We start from the raw sequence: 18076 nt of genomic DNA on the forward strand, positions 1-18076 counted from the left end.
CGGTGCTTTCCGGGGTTCCGCTTCCGCGTTTCCCTTTCCGGCGGTTCCGACTCTATCAGATCCTTTCGGGCCTGATTCCCGGTCAGAGCGGGTTGCCTTCGCGGCCGTTGGGCCGTTCCGACGAGTGAGACTTTAGCGGATTCCTGTTCCCCGACCTAATCGGGGATCTGCTCCCTTTCGGGCGCGGATTCCTCATTTCGCGAATACGCACGCAAGGACGCGACAGCAGACAGACTGCTGTCTCGAACAGTGGTGGTACTCGCGGAATGGCTGTCCGGGGACCGACCGGAGTCGGCGCTCACGTCGGACAACTCGGAGAACAGTACGGATCCGGCCGGGGTGTGTCAACTCGCTGCCTCGTCCCACCCTCCGGGCGTACTGTGGTCCGCATGACGACGCGTACGTACAGCCAGTTCTGGTGGGCCGCCTGACGGCGGCCGCCCCCTTACGTGCGCACTCGACGGCCGCCGCCTCGGCGGCCGTTTCTGTTTCTCCCTCCAGGACTCCGAGGGGCGGCCGGCCGGGGACGGCGGCCCCGGACCGGAGACGGAGAAGAGAAGAGATGACACGGGTCTTCAGTGGGATCAAGCCGACCGGACACCTGACGCTGGGGAACTACCTGGGAGCCATGCGGCAGTGGGCCGCGGTCGACCAGCACCAGGCGGACGCGTTGTTCTGCGTCGTCGATCTGCACGCGCTGACCGTGCACCACGATCCCGCGCGGGTGCGCAGGCTGAGCCGGCAGGCGGCGACGCTGCTGCTGGCGTCCGGGCTGGACCCTGCGCTGTGCACGGTGTTCGTGCAGAGCCACGTGGACGAGCACGCGCGGCTGTCGTATCTGCTGGAGTGCGTGGCCGCGGACGGCGAGATGCGGCGGATGATCCAGTACAAGGAGAAGGCCGCGCGGGAACAGCGGCGGGGCGGGAGCGTGCGGCTGTCACTGCTGACGTATCCGGTGCTGATGGCGGCCGACATCCTGGCGTACGGGACGGACGAGGTGCCGGTCGGGCACGACCAGACGCAGCACGTGGAGCTGGCGCGGGATCTCGCGGTGCGGTTCAACCAGCGGTACGGGTACACGTTCGTGGTGCCGCGGGCGACGAATCCGTCGGTGGCTGCGCGGGTGATGAATCTGCAGGACCCCCTGTCGAAGATGGGCAAGAGCGACGACACGGGGCCGGGGATCGTCTATCTGCTGGACGAGCCGGACGTGGCGCGGAAGAAGGTCATGCGGGCGGTGACCGACAGCGGGCGGGACGTCGTGTACGACAGGGAGGCGCGGCCGGGGGTGGCGAACCTGCTGGAGATCCTCGCCGCGTGCTCGGGCGGGGACCCGGAGGCGTTGGCCGGTGCGTACGAGTCGTACGGCGCTTTGAAGAGGGATGCGGCGGAGGCCGTGGTCGAGGTGCTGAGGCCCGTGCGGGAGAGGCACCAGGAGTTGTGCGCGGATCCCGGTTATGTGGAGGGGGTGCTGCGGGACGGTGCGGAGCGGGCGCGGGGCATGGCCCGGCCGACCGTTGATGCCGCTTATCGGGCGATCGGCTTGTTGCCGGCGGGTTCGGACACCGGGGTGCCCGTGCTGAACGCGGCCCGGTAGGCGCGGGGGCTGGTGGCGAGGCGCGATGCGAAGTGCTGGCGCATGGTGACCTCGCTGCCGAAGCCCGCGCGGCGGGCGACCTCGGGCATGGGGAGGTCGGTGCGTTCCAGGAGGCGCTGGGCCGCGGCGATGCGCTGGTCGAGGAGCCAGCGCAGCGGGGTGGTGCCGGTGGCCGCGGTGAAGTGGCGGGCGAAGGTGCGCGGGGACATGCCGGCGTGGGCGGCCAGGTCGGTGACCGTGAGCGGTTCGTGGAGATGGCGCAGGGCGTGCTCGCGTACGGCGGCGAGGGCGTCGGCGTCGCGGTCGGCGCGCGGGGTGGGGTGCTCGATGAACTGTGCCTGGGTGCCGGTGCGGAAGGGGGCCGTGACCATGGAGCGGGCGATGGTGGCGGCGGCCTCGGCTCCGTGGGCGAGGCGGATGAGGTGGAGGCAGAGGTCGATGCCGGCGGCGGTGCCGGCCGCGGTCCAGATGTTGCCGTCCTCGATGAACAGGGCGTCGGGGACGACGGTGACGTGGGGGTGGTGTGCGCGGAAGAGGTCGATCAGGTTCCAGTGGGTGATGGCGCGACGGCCGTCGAGGAGTCCGGCCTGGGCGAGGGTGAAGGCGCCGCCGCAGAGGGCGGCGATGGTGGTGCCGCGTGCGTGGGCCTGGCGGAGGGCGTCGAGGACCGGGGGTGGTGCGGGGGTGAGGTGGTCGTCGAGGCCGGGGACGACGATCAGGTCGGCGTCGGTCAGCCAGGTGAGGGGGCGGTCGGGGAGGAGGGTGAGGCCGCCGCGCATGGGGACGGGGGTGGTGTCGGTGGCGGTGCGGTGCAGGTCGAAGGCGGGGGCGCCGCGGTCGGTGCGGTCGGGGCCCCAGACCTCGGTGATGACGGAGACGTCGAAGGCGCGGATGCCGGGGAAGGCGACCAGGGCCACGCGGTAGGGGGCTGCCATGGGTGGCAGTAAACCATCGACCGCTGACTTTCGGACCTCTGGGAGCCGGTGCTGCCGGGCGGCACGATCGTGGGCATGGACATCGCGCAGAACGCAGCACTGGTGGTCGTGGACGTGCAGAAGGGCTTCGAGGAGGTCGACTTCTGGGGGCCGCGGAACAACCCGGCCGCGGACGACAACATCGCCGCCCTCGTCGACGTATGGCAGTCGACCGGTCGGCCGGTCGTCTTCGTGCGGCACGACTCGGTCAAGCCCGGGTCGCCGTTGCGGACCGGGTACGAGGGCAACGGGTTCAAGGAGTACGTGGAGCGGCGGCGCGGGAAGGGAAGCGGGGCCGAGCTGCTGGTCACCAAGAGTGTGAACTCGGCGTTCCTCGGGACGCCCGACCTGGGCGCCTGGCTCCGGGAGGCGGGGATCTCGCAGGTCGTGCTGGCCGGGATCCAGACGAACATGTGCGTCGAGACGACGGCGCGGATGGGCGGGAACCTCGGATACGAGGTGGTGGTCGCGTTCGACGCGACGTACACCTTCGACCTGGAGGGGCCCTTCGGCTGGCGGCAGAGCGCGGACGAGCTGGCGCGTGCGTCGGCGGTGTCGCTGCACGGGGGCGGGTTCGCGACGGTGGTGACGACGGAGGACGTCCTGACCGCGGCGAAGTGAGCCCCCGCGCGGGGGCTCGGGCCGGCCGTCAGTCCTTGGTGCCGCTCGCGAGTTCGCGGCTGCGGTCGCGGGCGGCTTCGAGGGCGGCGATGAGGGCGGCCCGTACGCCGTGGTTCTCGAGTTCGCGGATGGCGTTGATGGTGGTGCCGGCGGGGGAGGTCACGTTCTCGCGGAGCTTCACCGGGTGTTCGCCGCTGTCGCGGAGCATCGTCGCGGCGCCGATCGCGGACTGGACGATCAGGTCGTGGGCCTTGTCGCGGGGCAGGCCGAGCAGGATGCCGGCGTCGGTCATGGCCTCGACGAGGTAGAAGAAGTACGCCGGGCCGGAGCCGGAGAGGGCGGTGCAGGCGTCCTGCTGGGACTCGGGGACGCGGAGGGTCTTGCCGACGGCGCCGAAGATCTCCTCGGCGTGGGCGAGGTGGTCGGCGGTGGCGTGGCTTCCGGCGGAGATGACCGACATGGCCTCGTCGACGAGGGCGGGGGTGTTGGTCATGACGCGGACGACCGGGGTGCCGGTGGCGAGGCGTTCCTCGAAGAAGGCGGTGGGGATGCCGGCCGCGCCGCTGATGACCAGGCGGTCGGCGGGGACGTGGGGGGCGAGTTCGTCGAGGAGGGTGCCCATGTCCTGCGGTTTGACCGTGAGGATCAGGGTGTCGGCGGTCTTGGCGGCTTCCTGGTTGGAGACCGGGGTGACTCCGTAGCGGGTGCGGAGTTCGTCGGCCCGTTCCTGGCGGCGGGTGGTGACGAGGAGGTCGGTGGGGGCCCAGCCGGCGCGGATCACTCCGCTGAGCAGGGCTTCGCCGATTTTGCCGGTGCCGAGGACTGCGACTTTCTGGGTCATGGCTGGGGGTGCCCTCCGGGGGTGCGTCGTCCTGTGGGCATCCTCGCATCCCGGGGGCGGGTGGGGGTGGGGTGTCCGGTGGGCGGGATGTCGGCGGTGGGGTGTCGTCGTGAGTTTTTCGCCCCCGCCGCCCCTTTCCTCCCCCGCTCTCGGCTTCGCTCGAGCGGGAGGCACCCCCATCGCCCCCGGGGGCTGTGCCCCCGGACCCCCTTTCGGCCCTTGACGGGCCTCGTCCTCAAACGCCGGACGGGCTGTTCATGCCGTCCGGCGTTTCAGCGTCGCCGCGCCCAGGGTCAGGACCAGCAGGGCGCAGCCCGCGACGATCGCCGTGTCGCGGACGAAGGCCGCGGTCATGTCGGTGTGCTTCAGGACCTCGTTCATGCCGTCGACGGCGTAGGACATGGGGAGGACGTCGGAGAGGGCCTCCAGGGCCGGGTGCATGTTCTCGCGCGGGGTGAAGAGGCCGCAGAGGAGGAGCTGGGGGAAGATCACCGCCGGCATGAACTGGACCGCCTGGAACTCGGAGGCCGCGAAGGCCGAGACGAAGAGGCCGAGGGCCGTGCCGAGGAGGGCGTCGAGCAGGGCGACCAGGAGGAGCAGCCAAGGGCTGCCGGTGACGTCGAGGCCGAGGAACCAGACGGCGAGGCCCGTGGCGAGGGCGGACTGGACGATCGCGAGGGTGCCGAAGGCGAGGGCGTAGCCGGCGATCAGGTCGCCCTTGCCCAGCGGCAGGGCGAGGAGTCGTTCGAGGGTGCCGGAGGTGCGTTCGCGCAGGGTGGCGATCGAGGTGACCAGGAACATCGTGATCAGCGGGAAGATGCCGAGGAGCGACGCGCCGATGCCGTCGAAGGTGCGTGCGCTGCCGTCGAAGACGTAGCGGAGCAGGAACAGCATCACGCAGGGGATGAGGAGCAGCAGCGCGATGGTGCGCGGGTCGTGGCGGAGCTGGCGCAGGACCCGGGCGGCGGTGGCGGTGGTGCGGGAGGCGTTGAGGGCGCGCGCCGGGGCGGGGGCGGGGGTGGTCGTGCTCATCGGGTCGTCTCCTTCGTACGGCCTGCCGCGGTCGCCTCGTCGACCAGGCGGAGGAAGGCGTCCTCGACGGTGTCGGAGCCGGTGCGGGTGCGCAGGGCGTCGGGGGTGTCGTCGGCGAGGATCTCGCCGGCGCGCATGAGCAGGAGGCGGTGGCAGCGTTCGGCCTCGTCCATGACGTGGGAGGAGATCAGGAGGGTGGCGCCGCGTTCGGTGGCGAGGGTGTGGAAGAGCTGCCACAGGTCGCGGCGGAGGACGGGGTCGAGGCCGACGGTGGGTTCGTCGAGGACGAGGAGTTCGGGGCTGCCGAGGAGGGCCACGGCGAGGGAGACGCGGCTGCGCTGGCCGCCGGAGAGGTTGCCGGCGAGGGCGTCGGCGTGGGTGGTGAGGTCGACGTCGGCGATGGCGCGGGTGACGTTCTCGTGGCGGCGGTCGGCGGCCGCCCGGCCGGGGTCGAGGATCGCGGCGAAGTAGTCGAGGTTCTGGCGGACGGTCAGGTCGTCGTAGACGGACGGGGCCTGGGTGACGTAGCCGACGCGGGTGCGCAGGGTGGGGTGGCCGGCGGGGTGGCCGAGGACGTCCAGGGTGCCGATGACCTTGGCCTGGGTGCCGACGACGGCCCGCATCAGGGTCGACTTGCCGCAGCCGGAGGGGCCGAGGAGGCCGGTGATCTGACCGCGCGGGACGGTGAAGTCGAGGCCGTGCAGGACGGTGCGGGTGCCTCGGACGACGGTGAGGTCCCGGGCGTGGACGGCCGGTTCCTCCGGTGGGCGGGAGGAGTAATTCATCATGTGATGAATACTCCTCCCGGGGTCGGGAGGCGTCAAGCCGTCGGGATCGGGGGCGTGATGGCGAGGAGGAGGACGACGTCGTAGGTCTCCTCGACGGTGCCGTCGGGGAAGGCGGCGGTGAGGTACTCGCGCTGCTCGGCGAGGAAGGCGGCGGCGCGGTCGGCGTGGACGAGGAGGACCGAGTGGCTGGCGAGGTTGGCCAGGTGGGTGTCGACCGGGACGCGGCGGCTCCAGCGGATCTCCCGGCGGGTGAAGCGCAGGAGGCCGGTGGGGTCGGCGGCTCGGGCGTTGGTGTCGCGCCGTTCGGCGGCGAGGTTCACGCCGAAGTGGCGTGCGGTGCGTTCGGCTTCCTCGGCGATCCAGGGCACGTCGAGCGCGTCAATGTTCCACCACAGGGCGAGCGCCCCGCCCGGCCGCAGGACCCGTACCGCCTCCGGGACGGCGCGGGCCGGGTCGGTCCAGTGCCAGGCCTGGGCGTAGGTGAGGAGGTCGGCGCTGTGGCCGGCGAGGGGGAGGGCGTTGCCGTCGCCCCGGACGAGCGGCACGTCGGGGAGGGTGCGGCGGAACTCGGCCGCCATGCCGTCACCGGGCTCGACGGCGATCACGTCGGCGCCGCGCGCGTGCAGACGGGCGGCCGCCATGCCCGTACCGGCGCCGACGTCCACGACCCGGGAACCGGCCAGGGGGCGGCCGGTCAGCTCCTCGATCGTGTCGAAGAGGGCGGACGGGTAGGAGGGGCGGTTGGCGGCGTACCGGGCTGCGGCGGCGTTGAAGGAGTGGGCTCGGGTGAGGCGGTCGGCCCCGGGTGTCGTCATACGGCCATGGTGGCCGGGTGGCTTCGGCGCGCAGGTGGTTTCCGGTGGTACGGGCGGCTGCCGGGCCTTTTGCCGACGGCACGGTTGTCGGTGCGGGCCGGGGGCCGCCCGGTGAGCCACCGGGCTCTCGGGACCGGGAAGGCTTCCGGGGGCGGTGGTTCCCGGCGGCGCGGTACCCGCCCGGAAGTCACCGGGTTCCGTCGTGCGGCCGGCCCGTCGGGCAGCCCCTAGCGGCGGCGCTTCTTCGACGGGTTGCCCGAGCGGCGGGTGGTGCGCTTCTCGTACTCCGCGCGGGCCTTGTCGTACTCCGCGCGGTGGAGCTTCTCGCCCGGGGCCTCGGTGAAGGTGCGGAAGAAGTAGGCGAGGAGCGAGCCGACGAAGCCGATGGCCAGCAGGCCGCGCAGGGAGGCCTGGCGGTCGGGGTCGGGGCGGGTGGTGAAGGCGGACCAGGTGTGGCGGAAGGCGAGCGAGCTGCAGATCGCGAACATCACGACCATGAGCAGGGAGACGAAGCTGCCGACGTCGGCGATCCGGAGCCCGTCGTAGGCGATGCGCAGGACGAGGCAGGCGGCTGCCGCGGCGGCGAGGGAGCCGACGGCGACGCCGATGCGGCGGGCGGTGTAGCCGCCGGAGTGGTCGACCCAGGTCGTGCCGAAGAAGCGGATGGGCTCGGGCCGAGGGCCGGTGGGGGTGGCCGGGGTGCCGTTCGGGTCGTTCTCTGCTGCGCTCACGGGTCGATTGTGACTCCTCCCCCGGGTGCGCATCCGGGCCCCCTCCCCCGTCGGCCCCACCGCGGGCCGGTCGTGCACGGCCGTGTCCCGGAGCTCCGGGCGGAGTCCCGGGACACGGTCGTACGGCGTCGGCTCAGCGGGTCCCTTCGACGGCGCGTCCGGCGAAGAGACCCCAGGCGTTCCTGCCGACGGCCGGCCCGGGACGGGGCGGGCGACGTCCTTGGCGTCCCTCCACACCGACCGTGCGGGAGGAGGCGGCCGCCTCGGCACGATCGCCGCCCTCACCGCTGTTGCAGGTGCTCTTGGCCCCCGTCGGTTCCGTTGCGCCCTTCGCGGTTCTCCCGACGGCTCCTCGGCGAAGGCCGTGGACTCCCCGGAGCGAGGACCTGGTCGTGATGCTCGCGCTCCCCGGGGACGCCGGCCGGTGAGCCCGTGCTCGGCTCTCCCGGCCGGTGCCTCCCCGGAGAAGGAACGTCACCCGCAACGCGGGGCCACGTACCCGTCGCTGCCGGTGCGCACGTAGGCGTCGGAGACGTACTGGCCGCTGCCGATGTTGTCCCAGATGTTGGAGGTGCCGTACGGGCCCGACACCTGCGTGCCCGGTGCCTGGCAGCTGATCCGGACCTCGGCGCCCTCGGGCAGGACCCGGACGACGGAGTAGTTGGTGCCGGGGCCGCTGCGGACGTTGAGCCGGTAGCCCGGAGCGACCGGGTAGGAGCGGGCGGCCGCGGCCGCCGTCACCGTCGCCGTCTCGTCCCCGCCCGCGATGTCCCGGGTCTGGTCGACAGACATGAGAAAACCTCCCCCGTTGCACCCCACGACTGTCGTGGGGTCACGTTGATTCCCCTGGAACCCATAATGAAACACCAGTTCGTCATTCGTGCGTGAGGCTGGCACGCCGCCTCGGTCCCCCAGCCGCCATCGACTAGGCTCCGAGTATCGCGCGCGCGGAAGAACAACACGGGGGTGGTTCCATGGCGTCGCAGCGGAACGCCGGAGCGAGCGCGGAAGCGGAACTTCCGGAATATGCCGGTCACTACCGTCTGGAATCCTGTCTGGGCTCGGGCGGCATGGGGGTCGTGCATCTGGCCCGGAGCACCTCCGGGATGCGGGTCGCGGTGAAGGTCGTACACGCCCGGTACGCCATGGATCCCGAGTTCAGGGGGCGGTTCCGGCAGGAGGTGGCCGCGGCGCGGCGGGTGAGCGGGGCCTTCACGGCGCCGGTCGTCGACGCCGATCCGGAGGGCGGGCGGCCGTGGATGGCCACCCTGTACATCCCGGGTCCGACGCTCTCCGAGGAAGTGAAACGGAACGGGCCCATGGACCCGGACCAGTCGCGTCGGCTGATGGCCGGGCTCGCGGAGGCGCTGCGCGACATCCACCGGGTCGGGGTCGTGCACCGGGATCTGAAGCCGAGCAACGTGCTGCTCGCCGAGGACGGGCCGAAGGTCATCGACTTCGGCATCTCCCGGCCGAAGGACAGCGAACTGCGCACCGAGACGGGGAAGTTGATCGGCACGCCGCCGTTCATGGCGCCCGAGCAGTTCCGGCGGCCCCGGGAGGTGGGCCCCGCGGCCGACGTGTTCGCGCTCGGGTCGCTCATGGTGCACGCGACGACGGGGCGTGGTCCGTTCGACTCCGACAGCCCGTACGTCGTCGCCTACCAGGTCGTGCACGACGAGCCCGACCTGACCGGCGTACCGGAGTCGCTCGCGCCGCTGGTGCTGCGGTGTCTCGCCAAGGAGCCCGACGACCGGCCCACGCCGGACGAGCTGATGCGGGAGCTGCGGTCGGTGTCGGCGGCGTACGACACGCAGGTGTTCGTACCGGCGCAGCGGACGCGGGAGGCGCCGGAGGAGGCCGCGCCGGAGCCCCTGGCGGACGCGCCCGCGAAGCGGTCCGCGCGGCGCCTCGGCAGGAGGACGGTCCTGGTGGCCGGGGTGCTCTGCCTCGCCGTGCTCGGCGGGCTCGCCTCGGTGCAGGTGTTCGGCGGTGCGGAACCGGCGCGGAAGACCACCGCCGCGCGGAGCGCGTCTGGCGGCTTCGGCGTGTGGGAGGCGGTGCCCGCCCCGGAGGCCGGCGGCATGCCCCAGTGCTCGTACGGGGCGGAGAAACTGCTGTGCGCGTTGCCCGGCCGGGTCTTCGCCCTCGATCCGGCCGACGGCCGCACCTTGTGGCGGCACGACGTCGACGGGACGACGCGGAGCGAACCGCCGGTCCTGTCGGGCGGCCTCGTCCAGCCCTCCCTCGACCTGGTCGGCGGCCTGGAGGCGCTCGATCCGGCCACGGGCGAGCCGGTGTGGCAGGAGGACCCGCCCGAGTACGACGGGGTGCGGGCGGTCGGCGACATGCTCCTGCTGACCCGCTCCGACGGGACGGTCACGGGCGTGGACAGTGCCTCCGGCGAGACCATGTGGTCCCACCGGATTCCGGGGCAGGCCGTGCCGTACTTCTCCTCGTTCGCCGTGGAGCCGGAGGAGACGGGCGGGGCGGGCGGATCGTCGGCGTACGCGGCGAGTCCGTCCGGGGACGGGAACAGGACCCGGGTCACCTCGGTGGATCCGGCGACGGGTGACGTGCGGTGGGACGCGGAACTGGAGGGGACGCTGACGCCGGTGGGAGCGGCGGACGGGGACGTGTACCTCATCGTCGAGGGCGCCGCCTACGGGGACGCGAAGGCCGTGCTCCGCTACACGCCCGGCACCGGGGACACCCACCGGGTGACGCTGCCCGTGCCCGTCGCGCAGGCGGAGGTCGGCGTGCACGGGGACACCGTGTACCTCATGGGCGCGGGCGGCTCGCTGGCGGCCGTCGACATGGCGGCGGGCAGGCAGCGGTGGCGGCTGGAGACGGGCGTGAGCCGGGGCTCGGAGCCCGTCTCCGACGGACGGCACGTGTACGTCACCGCTCCCGACGGGCGGCTGCTGGGCGTCGACGCCCGCACGGGGGAACTCCTCGGGCAGACCCGGCCGCGGCTCGGCACCGACGCCGACCGGGTCCCCGACTCGCTGCCCACGCCGGTGCTCGCGGACGGTCACGTCTACGCCGGCGCGCCCGACGGCACCGTGTTCGGCGTGTCGGGGGACGACCCGGCCGCCTGGTGAGCTTCCGGGCGGCCGGCCGACCGGGAACGGGGGGCCGGCACAGGGGACGCCGGGCACGGACGGCCCGTCCGCGTCCGCCGGGACCGTGTCCGCCGTGGGCGGGTGGGGTCCGGTGCCCCGCCGACGGCGAGGGCCGCCCCCGCGGTGCGGAAGCGGCCCTGCCCTGCTCACGGCCCGGTGGGGCTCAGCCCAGCTTGCTGACGTCCCGCACCGCGCCCTTGTCCGCGCTGGTCGCCATCGCCGCGTACGCCTTCAGGGCGGCGGAGACCTTGCGGTCGCGGTTCTTCGGAGCGTACCGGCCGTTCAGGGCCTGCTCGCGGCGGGTCAGTTCCGCGTCGTCGACCAGCAGCTCGATCGAGCGGTTCGGGATGTCGATGCGGATGCGGTCGCCGTCCTCGACCAGGGCGATGGTGCCGCCCGAGGCCGCCTCCGGGGAGGCGTGGCCGATGGACAGGCCGGACGTGCCGCCGGAGAAGCGGCCGTCGGTGATCAGGGCGCAGGCCTTTCCGAGGCCGCGGCCCTTCAGGTACGACGTCGGGTAGAGCATCTCCTGCATGCCGGGGCCGCCCTTGGGGCCCTCGTAGCGGATGACGACGACGTCGCCCTCCTTGACCTGCTGGGTGAGGATCTTCTCGACGGCCTCCTCCTGCGACTCGCAGACGACCGCCGGGCCCTCGAAGGTCCAGATGGACTCGTCGACGCCGGCCGTCTTCACCACGCAGCCGTCGACGGCGAGGTTGCCGCGCAGCACCGCCAGGCCGCCGTCCTCGGAGTACGCGTGCTCGACGGAGCGGATGCAGCCGCCCTCGGCGTCCTCGTCGAGGGTCTCCCAGCGCTCGGACTGGGAGAAGGCCTCGGCGGAGCGGACGCAGCCGGGGGCCGCGTGCCACAGCTCCACGGCCTCCTGCGACGGGGAGCCGCCGCGGATGTCCCAGGTCTTCAGCCAGTCGGCCAGGGACGGGCTGTGGACGGAGTGGACGTCCTCGTTGAGCAGGCCCGCGCGGTGCAGCTCGCCGAGGAGGGCGGGGATGCCTCCCGCGCGGTGCACGTCCTCCATGTAGTACGTGCGGTCCTTGGCGACGTTGGGCGCGACCTTGGCCAGGCAGGGGACGCGGCGCGAGAGGGCGTCCATCTCGGTGAGGCCGTACGGCACCTCCGCCTCCTGGGCGGCGGCCAGCAGGTGCAGGATCGTGTTGGTGGACCCGCCCATGGCGATGTCGAGCGCCATGGCGTTCTCGAAGGCGGCGGGGGTGGCGATGCTGCGGGGCAGGACCGAGTCGTCGTCCTGCTCGTAGTAGCGGCGGGTCAGGTCCAGGACCGTGCGGGCGGCGTTCTCGTAGAGCGCCTTGCGGGCGGTGTGGGTGGCCAGGACCGAACCGTTGCCGGGGAGGGAGAGGCCGATCGCCTCGGTGAGGCAGTTCATCGAGTTGGCGGTGAACATGCCGGAACAGGAGCCGCAGGTCGGGCAGGCGTTCTCCTCGATGCGGAGGATGTCCGCGTCGGAGATCTTCTCGTTGACCGCCTCCGACATCGCGTCGACCAGGTCCAGCGTGCGCACCGTGCCGTCGACCAGGGTGGCACGGCCGGACTCCATCGGACCGCCGGAGACGAAGACCGTGGGGATGTTCAGCCGCAGGGCCGCGTTGAGCATGCCCGGGGTGATCTTGTCGCAGTTGGAGATGCAGATCAGGGCGTCCGCGCGGTGCGCCTCCACCATGTACTCCACGCTGTCCGCGATCAGGTCGCGGGAGGGCAGGGAGTACAGCATGCCGCCGTGGCCCATCGCGATGCCGTCGTCGACGGCGATGGTGTTGAACTCGCGCGGGATGCCGCCGGCCGCGGTGACCGCCTCGCTGACGATCCGGCCGACCGGGGCCAGGTGGGTGTGGCCGGGGACGAACTCCGTGAAGCTGTTGGCGACCGCGATGATCGGCTTGCGGCCGATGTCCGCACCCGGTACACCGGAGGCGCGCATAAGGGCGCGGGCGCCCGCCATGTTGCGGCCGTGGGTGACTGTGCGGGACCTCAGCTCGGGCATCGTCGCTCGCTCCTTCGGAGAGTTATGACTGTCGTCGAGCGTACGCCGGTCATCCAGAGGGCGGGACGAGGTGTCCGGATTTCGGGACAGGTGTCTCGCTCCGGAGGGGTGTCAGCGCCCGGTGAGGTGCCCCTGCACCACCGGTGCCACCCGCTCGACGATCTGCTCGGCGTCCGCCGAGGCCAGCGGCTCCACCTTGATCACGTACCGGAGCATCGCGATCCCGACCAGCTGCGCGGCGGCGAGCTCGGCGCGCAGCTCCGGGTCGGGGACGTCGAGCCGCCCGGCGATCCGGCGCAGCAGCTGGCCGGCGATCAGGCGGCGGAAGACACCGGCCGCGATCTCGTTGTTCACGGCGGAGCGGACGATCGCGAGCAGCGGGGCCCGGGTGACCGGGCTCTCCCAGAGGCCGATGATCATGCGGGTCATCCGCTCGCCGGCCTCCTCGACGGGACCGTCGAGGATCGTGTCCCGCACGGTGAACGCCGGCGCGAAGGCGACCTCCACGGCTGCCTCGAACACCTGCTCCTTGGTGCCGAAGTAGTGGTGCACCAGCGCGGAGTCGACCCCGGCCGACTTGGCGATGCCCCGGACGGACGTCCTCTCGTACCCCCGCGCGGAGAACTCCTCGCGGGCCGCGTCGAGGATGCGGTCCCGGGTGCCGGCCGATTCCGTACGGGGCGGACGGCCGCGGCGCCGGGCGGTGCCGGTGCCGGTGCTCCGCGTGAGGGTGCCGTCGCTGCGCGCGGAAACGGCGTCCCGCGCGGAGGCGTCGTCGCTGTGCGTGGAGGCGCCGTCCCACGCGGAAGCACCGTCCCGCGCGGAGGAGTCGTCCCGCGCGGAGACGTCCGGGCCGTCGCTCGCGGTGCGGCCGGTCATCGCCGTGGCACCTCGATGGCGGAGGCGGCGGAGGACAGGTGCCGACGGGTGAACGCCAGCGCCTCGGCCAGGTCGGCCTCGCGCTCCGCGCTCGACATGGCCCGGCGGGTGTTGACCTCGATGACGACATGGCCGTCGAAGCCGCGCGACGCGAGGCCCTCCAGCACCTCGGCGCAGGGCTGGTCGCCGCGGCCGGGCACCAGGTGCTCGTCCTTGGCGGAGCCCTTGCCGTCGGCGAGGTGGACGTGGCCGAGGCGGTCGCCCATGCGGTCGATCATCTGCAGGGCGTCGGTGCGGGCGGTCGAGGCGTGGCTGAGGTCGATCGTGAAGTGGCGGTAGTCCTCTTTGGTGACGTCCCAGTCGGGGGCGTACGCGAGCATCTCGCGGTCGCGGTAGCGCCAGGGGTACATGTTCTCCACCGCGAACCGCACGTCCGTCTCGCCGGCCATCCGCCAGACGCCCTCCACGAAGTCGCGGGCGTACTGCCGCTGCCAGCGGAAGGGGGGATGGACGACGACCGTGCCGGCGCCCAGCTTCTCGGCGGCGGCCCGGGCGCGCTGGAGCTTGGTCCAGGGGTCGGTGGACCACACGCGCTGCGTGATGAGCAGGCAGGGCGCGTGGACGGCCAGGACGGGGATGCGGTGGTAGTCGCTGAGTCTGCGCAGCGCCTCGATGTCCTGGCTGACCGGATCGGTCCACACCATGACCTCGACGCCGTCGTACCCGAGGCGTGCGGCCATCTCGAAGGCCGTCGCCGTCGACTCCGGGTAGACGGAGGCCGTCGACAGGGCGACCTTCGCATCCGGGATGCGGACTACGTCCCTTGGTTCTGCCACGAGCCTCAGATTACGGGGTGGGGCCGGGTGGGTGCGGGGTGCCCGTTCGCCGTTGTGGTGTTTGTCATGGGCTCAGGGCCTCCGTCCCTGGCCCAGGTGATCCAGTCTGCGGAGTATCACGCCCTCCCGCAGGGCCCAGGGGCAGATCTCCAGGCGTTCCACGCGGAACAGGTCCATGGCGCCCTCCGCGACCAGGGCCCCGGCGACCAGCTGGCCCGCGCGGGCCTCGGAGACGCCGGGCAGTTCGGCGCGCTCGGCGGCGGCCATAGCGGCAAGCCTGGGCACCCAGGCCTCCAGGGACTCCCGTTTCAGCTCGCGCTGGACGTACAGGCCCTCGGCGGAGCCGGGGGCGCCGGCGATGCGGGCGAGCTGCCTGAAGGTCTTGGAGGTGGCCACCACGTGGTCGGGTGCGCCGAAGCGGCTGAACTCCCCGACCGTGCGGGCTATCTCGGTGCGGACGTGGCGGCGCAGCGCGCGCACGTCGTCCGGCTCGGGCGGGTCGCCGGGCAGCCGGGCGGCGGTGAGCCGGCCGGCGCCGAGCGGCAGGGACGCCGTGGCGTCGGGCTCCTCGTCCATGCCGTAGGCGATCTCCAGGGAGCCGCCGCCGATGTCGATGACGAGGAGTTTCCCGGCCGACCAGCCGAACCAGCGGCGGGCGGCGAGGAAGGTGAGCCGGGCCTCCTCGTCGCCGCTGAGCACCTGCAGTTCGACCCCGGTCTCCTCGCACACGCGCGTGAGCACGTCGTCGGCGTTGTACGCGTCGCGCACCGCGGAGGTCGCGAACGGCAGCAGTTCCTCGACGCCCTTGTCCTCGGCCGCCCGGAGCGCGTCGTGGACGACCGCGACCAGCCGGTCGATCCCGTCGGCGCCGATGGCCCCGTCGGCGTCGAGGAGCTGGGCGAGGCGCAGTTCCGCCTTGTGCGAGTGCGCGGGCAGCGGGCGCGCGCCGGGGTGCGCGTCCACCACCAGCAGGTGCACCGTGTTCGAACCCACGTCGAGGACACCGAGTCTCATGCACCGAACGCTACTGCCCGCCGCGCGGTGTGATGCCCTGCCCGCGGTGACCGGGCCGGTCCCGGCGGGGGCGTGGGCGACTTACCCTGGACGGGTGCCAAAGACGAAAAAGGCGAAGGACGACAAGACGGACAAGAAGGCCAGGAAGAACAAGGAGGCCGGACCGGCCGAGGGTTCTTCGCGGATGACAGCACCGCGGGCGCCGGGACCGGCGCCGGTGGACGACGAGAAGGGGCTCGACTTCGCCCGCGCGTGGGTGGAGTTTCCCGATCCGGCCGACGACGAGCAGGTCTTCCGCTGCGATCTGACCTGGCTGACCTCTCGCTGGAACTGCGTCTTCGGCAGCGGCTGCCAGGGCATCCAGGCGGGCCGCGCGGACGACGGCTGCTGCACCCTGGGCGCGCACTTCTCGGACGAGGACGACGAGAAGCGGGTCGCCGAGCACGTGGCGAGGCTCACACCGGACATCTGGCAGCACCACGCGGAGGGCACGCGGAACGGCTGGGTCTCCGAGGACGAGGACGGCGACCGTCAGACCCGTCCGTTCCAGGGCTCGTGCATCTTCCAGAACCGGCCGGGCTTCGCGGGCGGCATGGGCTGCTCGCTGCACATCCTCGCCCTGAGGGAGGGCCGGGAGCCGCTGGAGACCAAGCCGGACGTGTGCTGGCAGCTGCCCGTCCGGCGGACCTACGACTGGATCGACCGGCCCGACGACACGCGCGTGCTGCAGGTGTCGATCGGTGAGTACGACCGCCGGGGCTGGGGCCCCGGCGGCCACGACCTGCACTGGTGGTGCACCTCGGCCACCTCGGCGCACGGCGCCGGGGACCCGGTGTACGTCTCCTACCGCGCGGAGCTGACCGAGCTGATGGGCAAGGCGGGCTACGACCGTCTGGCCGAGCTGTGCGAGGAGCGGCTGGCCTCGCGGCTGCCCCTGCTGGCCCCGCATCCGGCGGACCCCGCCTGACGTCCCCGGACGGGCGGGACCGGGCGGGCGGGACCGGGCTCGGGGCGCCTCACCCGGTGGGCGGCGCCGACTCCTCGGGGCCGGTCGTCACCGGGTCGGAGGGGGTGGGGCCGCCCGTCGTGGGGTCCGGGCCGGGTGAGGACGGCGGGTCCTCCGGAGCGGGCTGCGAGGGCGCCGGTGCCGTGGGCTCCCGCTCCGGGCCGGGCGACGACGCGGGCGGGCCGCTCGGTGTGCCGGGGTGCGCGGTGCCCGGGCCGCCGGGACGGCCGGAGGGCGGGCCGCCGCCCGGGGTGGACGGTGCGGGGCCGTGGCCGTCGATGGTCACGGCGGAACCGGCGGGTGAGATCGCCACGGTCGCGCTCCAGTGGCCGGAGGGCTCGCGCAGCTGGTCGACGTACACCCTGACCGTCACCGACTCGCCGGGCGCGAGCGTGCCCGACGACCTGCTCGGATAGAGCCAGGACGCTCCCGTCCACACGGACCAGCGGACCGGTTCGGAGCCCGTCGCGGTCAGGGTGATCAGCGTGGTGTCGCCGCTGTGGCCGGCCCTGACGTCCAGCGCGGCGGCGTCCTCGCGCTCGGCTCCGGCGACGCTCACGACCTCCACGGACACGTCCGGCTCGCCGTCCTCACCGAATCGGATGCCGGGCCGGGTGCTCGCGTTGCCGGCGCTCTCGTAGCCGCCCGCCCCCTCGCCCTCGAGATCGAGGGTGCCGCCGTCCTCCCGCGCGAAGGCCGTACGGCCGTCCTGGGCCTCGCCCACCGGGGTGCTCCGGTAGGCGGCCCACAGGGCGAACACCGGGGCGGCGACGACGGTGGCGACGACCGTCGTCGTGACGGCACGCGCACGCAGCCGGTCCCGCCGGGCGACGCGGTCCTTGGGGTTCATCGGGAAACCGCGCCGGTCGAAGCGGGGCCCGCCGCCGCGCACGCGCGGGTGGTGCGCCATGGCGGCGTGCAGGGCCGCTCCGGGCGCCGGGACGAGGGGCAGCGCGTCCGGCGTGACGCTGGTGCCGGGCCAGCGGCCGGGAACGGCCCGTCCGGCGGTGCGGCGGCAGCGCGGGCAGTCGTCGACGTGCCGGACGAGCTCGCGGCGCAGGGTCGCGCTGAGCACGAACTGCCGGTCGCCGGTGAGGTGCGCCACGCCCGGACAGGCACCGGCCTCGACGACGGCGAGCGCCGCGCGGGTGCGTTCCACCTCGCAGGCCGCGGCGGCGAGCAGTTCGCGCGCGGTGGTCGGCTGCATGCCGAGCACGGCGGCGACCTCGTGGGCGGCGAGGTGGTGGCGCACGGCGAGTTCGAGCGCCTCGCGCTGCTCGGGCGTGGTGCCGGCGGCCTCCGGCCAGGCCAGCTCGGCCAGTTCGCGGCGGCGCTGCCGCCGGACGTCCTCGGAGACGGGCGGGACGGTGGCGGCCCCGGCCGCCCGCCGCCGGCCGGGGCGGCCCCCCGCGCGGGTGCCCCGGCGTTCCCGCCCGGCCTCGGCCAGCTCGCGCAGACACGCCCAGCGGGCCAGGGCGTACAGCCAGGCCCTGTGGCTCCCGAGTTCCTCGGGGAGGTGCCGCCCGCGGCGTTCCGCGAGCACGAGGACGTCGGCCAGGGCGGCGGTCGCCGCGTCGTGGTCGCACAGCACGGACAGGCAGTAGGTGAACAGGCCGTCCAGTTCGGACTCGTAGCGGGTGGCCGGCCGCTGGGCCAGCGTGCGCGCGGCCCCGCGGTCGCGCACTTCCCGGTGCGTCCGGTGGGGTCCGCTCGTGCGGGTCGAGGTCTCCGGGCCGCTGCTCGTCATCCGGCGACCGTAGGCGGCGCGGGGCGGCACCTTCGGGAGCCCTGCGCACTTTT

At 73.3% G+C, this 18076-nt stretch carries 16 protein-coding genes; 4 read left to right on the forward strand and 12 right to left on the reverse strand.

Features of this window, described 5'->3' with window-relative positions; translation table 11 throughout:
- The first annotated feature begins 562 nt into the window (after positions 1–562).
- Positions 563–1597, forward strand: coding sequence for a tryptophan--tRNA ligase (gene trpS / locus ACH5AO_RS34160; RefSeq protein ID WP_398931566.1), 1035 nt, complete (start codon positions 563–565; stop codon positions 1595–1597).
- Here trpS and ACH5AO_RS34165 read toward each other — a convergent pair.
- Positions 1528–2532: a GlxA family transcriptional regulator gene (locus ACH5AO_RS34165; RefSeq protein WP_398931569.1), complete on the reverse strand. Its 1005-nt coding sequence runs from the start codon at positions 2530–2532 to the stop codon at positions 1528–1530. The genes trpS and ACH5AO_RS34165 overlap by 70 nt on opposite strands.
- A 75-nt stretch (positions 2533–2607) precedes the next feature.
- Between ACH5AO_RS34165 and ACH5AO_RS34170 the strand changes: the two genes are divergently transcribed.
- Positions 2608–3192, forward strand: a complete 585-nt coding sequence (locus ACH5AO_RS34170; protein WP_398931571.1) for a cysteine hydrolase family protein — start codon at positions 2608–2610, stop codon at positions 3190–3192.
- A 28-nt stretch (positions 3193–3220) separates the two neighbouring features.
- On the opposite strand, the gene proC is transcribed toward ACH5AO_RS34170, so the two are convergent.
- The 6 genes from proC to ACH5AO_RS34200 all read right to left on the reverse strand — a co-directional run bounded on the left by proC (position 3221) and on the right by ACH5AO_RS34200 (position 8191).
- Positions 3221–4033, reverse strand: a complete 813-nt coding sequence (gene proC, locus ACH5AO_RS34175) for a pyrroline-5-carboxylate reductase (RefSeq protein WP_398931573.1) — start codon at positions 4031–4033, stop codon at positions 3221–3223.
- A 255-nt stretch (positions 4034–4288) separates the two neighbouring features.
- Entirely contained in the window at positions 4289–5065 is a 777-nt protein-coding gene (locus ACH5AO_RS34180) for an ABC transporter permease (RefSeq protein WP_398931575.1), read from the reverse strand.
- On the reverse strand, positions 5062–5853 hold the full coding sequence (locus ACH5AO_RS34185) for an ABC transporter ATP-binding protein (protein WP_398931577.1): 792 nt from the start codon (positions 5851–5853) through the stop codon (positions 5062–5064). Before ACH5AO_RS34185 ends, ACH5AO_RS34180 begins: the two co-directional genes overlap by 4 nt.
- A gap of 32 nt (positions 5854–5885) precedes the next feature.
- Positions 5886–6668 (reverse strand): class I SAM-dependent methyltransferase, encoded by a 783-nt coding sequence (locus tag ACH5AO_RS34190; RefSeq protein WP_398931579.1) that lies wholly within the window; start codon positions 6666–6668, stop codon positions 5886–5888.
- Positions 6669–6895: 227 nt separating this feature from the next.
- Positions 6896–7432 carry an EamA/RhaT family transporter gene (locus ACH5AO_RS34195; RefSeq protein ID WP_398931581.1) on the reverse strand — a complete coding sequence of 179 codons (537 nt, stop codon included), beginning with the start codon at positions 7430–7432 and terminating at the stop codon, positions 6896–6898.
- A 441-nt stretch (positions 7433–7873) separates the two neighbouring features.
- A complete protein-coding gene (locus ACH5AO_RS34200) occupies positions 7874–8191 on the reverse strand; it encodes an SH3 domain-containing protein (protein ID WP_398931583.1) in 318 nt (105 codons plus the stop codon).
- A 182-nt stretch (positions 8192–8373) separates the two neighbouring features.
- Between ACH5AO_RS34200 and ACH5AO_RS34205 the strand changes: the two genes are divergently transcribed.
- Complete coding sequence (locus tag ACH5AO_RS34205; protein ID WP_398931585.1) at positions 8374–10503, forward strand: serine/threonine-protein kinase; 2130 nt, start codon at positions 8374–8376, stop codon at positions 10501–10503.
- A 184-nt stretch (positions 10504–10687) separates the two neighbouring features.
- Here the strand turns inward: ACH5AO_RS34205 and ilvD are convergent, their stop codons facing one another.
- The 4 genes from ilvD to ACH5AO_RS34225 all read right to left on the reverse strand — a co-directional run bounded on the left by ilvD (position 10688) and on the right by ACH5AO_RS34225 (position 15270).
- Entirely contained in the window at positions 10688–12541 is a 1854-nt protein-coding gene (ilvD, locus tag ACH5AO_RS34210) for a dihydroxy-acid dehydratase (protein WP_398931587.1), read from the reverse strand.
- Positions 12542–12652: 111 nt separating this feature from the next.
- Complete coding sequence (locus tag ACH5AO_RS34215) at positions 12653–13420, reverse strand: TetR family transcriptional regulator (protein WP_398931589.1); 768 nt, start codon at positions 13418–13420, stop codon at positions 12653–12655.
- Complete coding sequence (locus ACH5AO_RS34220; RefSeq protein ID WP_398931592.1) at positions 13417–14256, reverse strand: sugar phosphate isomerase/epimerase family protein; 840 nt, start codon at positions 14254–14256, stop codon at positions 13417–13419. Before ACH5AO_RS34220 ends, ACH5AO_RS34215 begins: the two co-directional genes overlap by 4 nt.
- Positions 14257–14328: 72 nt before the next feature.
- Entirely contained in the window at positions 14329–15270 is a 942-nt protein-coding gene (locus ACH5AO_RS34225) for a Ppx/GppA family phosphatase (RefSeq protein ID WP_398931594.1), read from the reverse strand.
- A 184-nt stretch (positions 15271–15454) separates the two neighbouring features.
- On the opposite strand from ACH5AO_RS34225, the gene ACH5AO_RS34230 reads away from it, so the two are divergent.
- On the forward strand, positions 15455–16237 hold the full coding sequence (locus ACH5AO_RS34230; protein WP_398931706.1) for a hypothetical protein: 783 nt from the start codon (positions 15455–15457) through the stop codon (positions 16235–16237).
- Between the two features lie 49 nt (positions 16238–16286).
- Here ACH5AO_RS34230 and ACH5AO_RS34235 read toward each other — a convergent pair whose 3' ends face one another.
- Positions 16287–18023 carry a hypothetical protein gene (locus ACH5AO_RS34235; RefSeq protein ID WP_398931596.1) on the reverse strand — a complete coding sequence of 579 codons (1737 nt, stop codon included), beginning with the start codon at positions 18021–18023 and terminating at the stop codon, positions 16287–16289.
- Between the last annotated feature and the right edge of the window lie 53 nt (positions 18024–18076).

Origin of the sequence: Streptomyces sp. NPDC018964, assembly GCF_044390325.1 — a bacterium.
Taxonomy (GTDB): Bacteria; Actinomycetota; Actinomycetes; order Streptomycetales; family Streptomycetaceae; genus Streptomyces.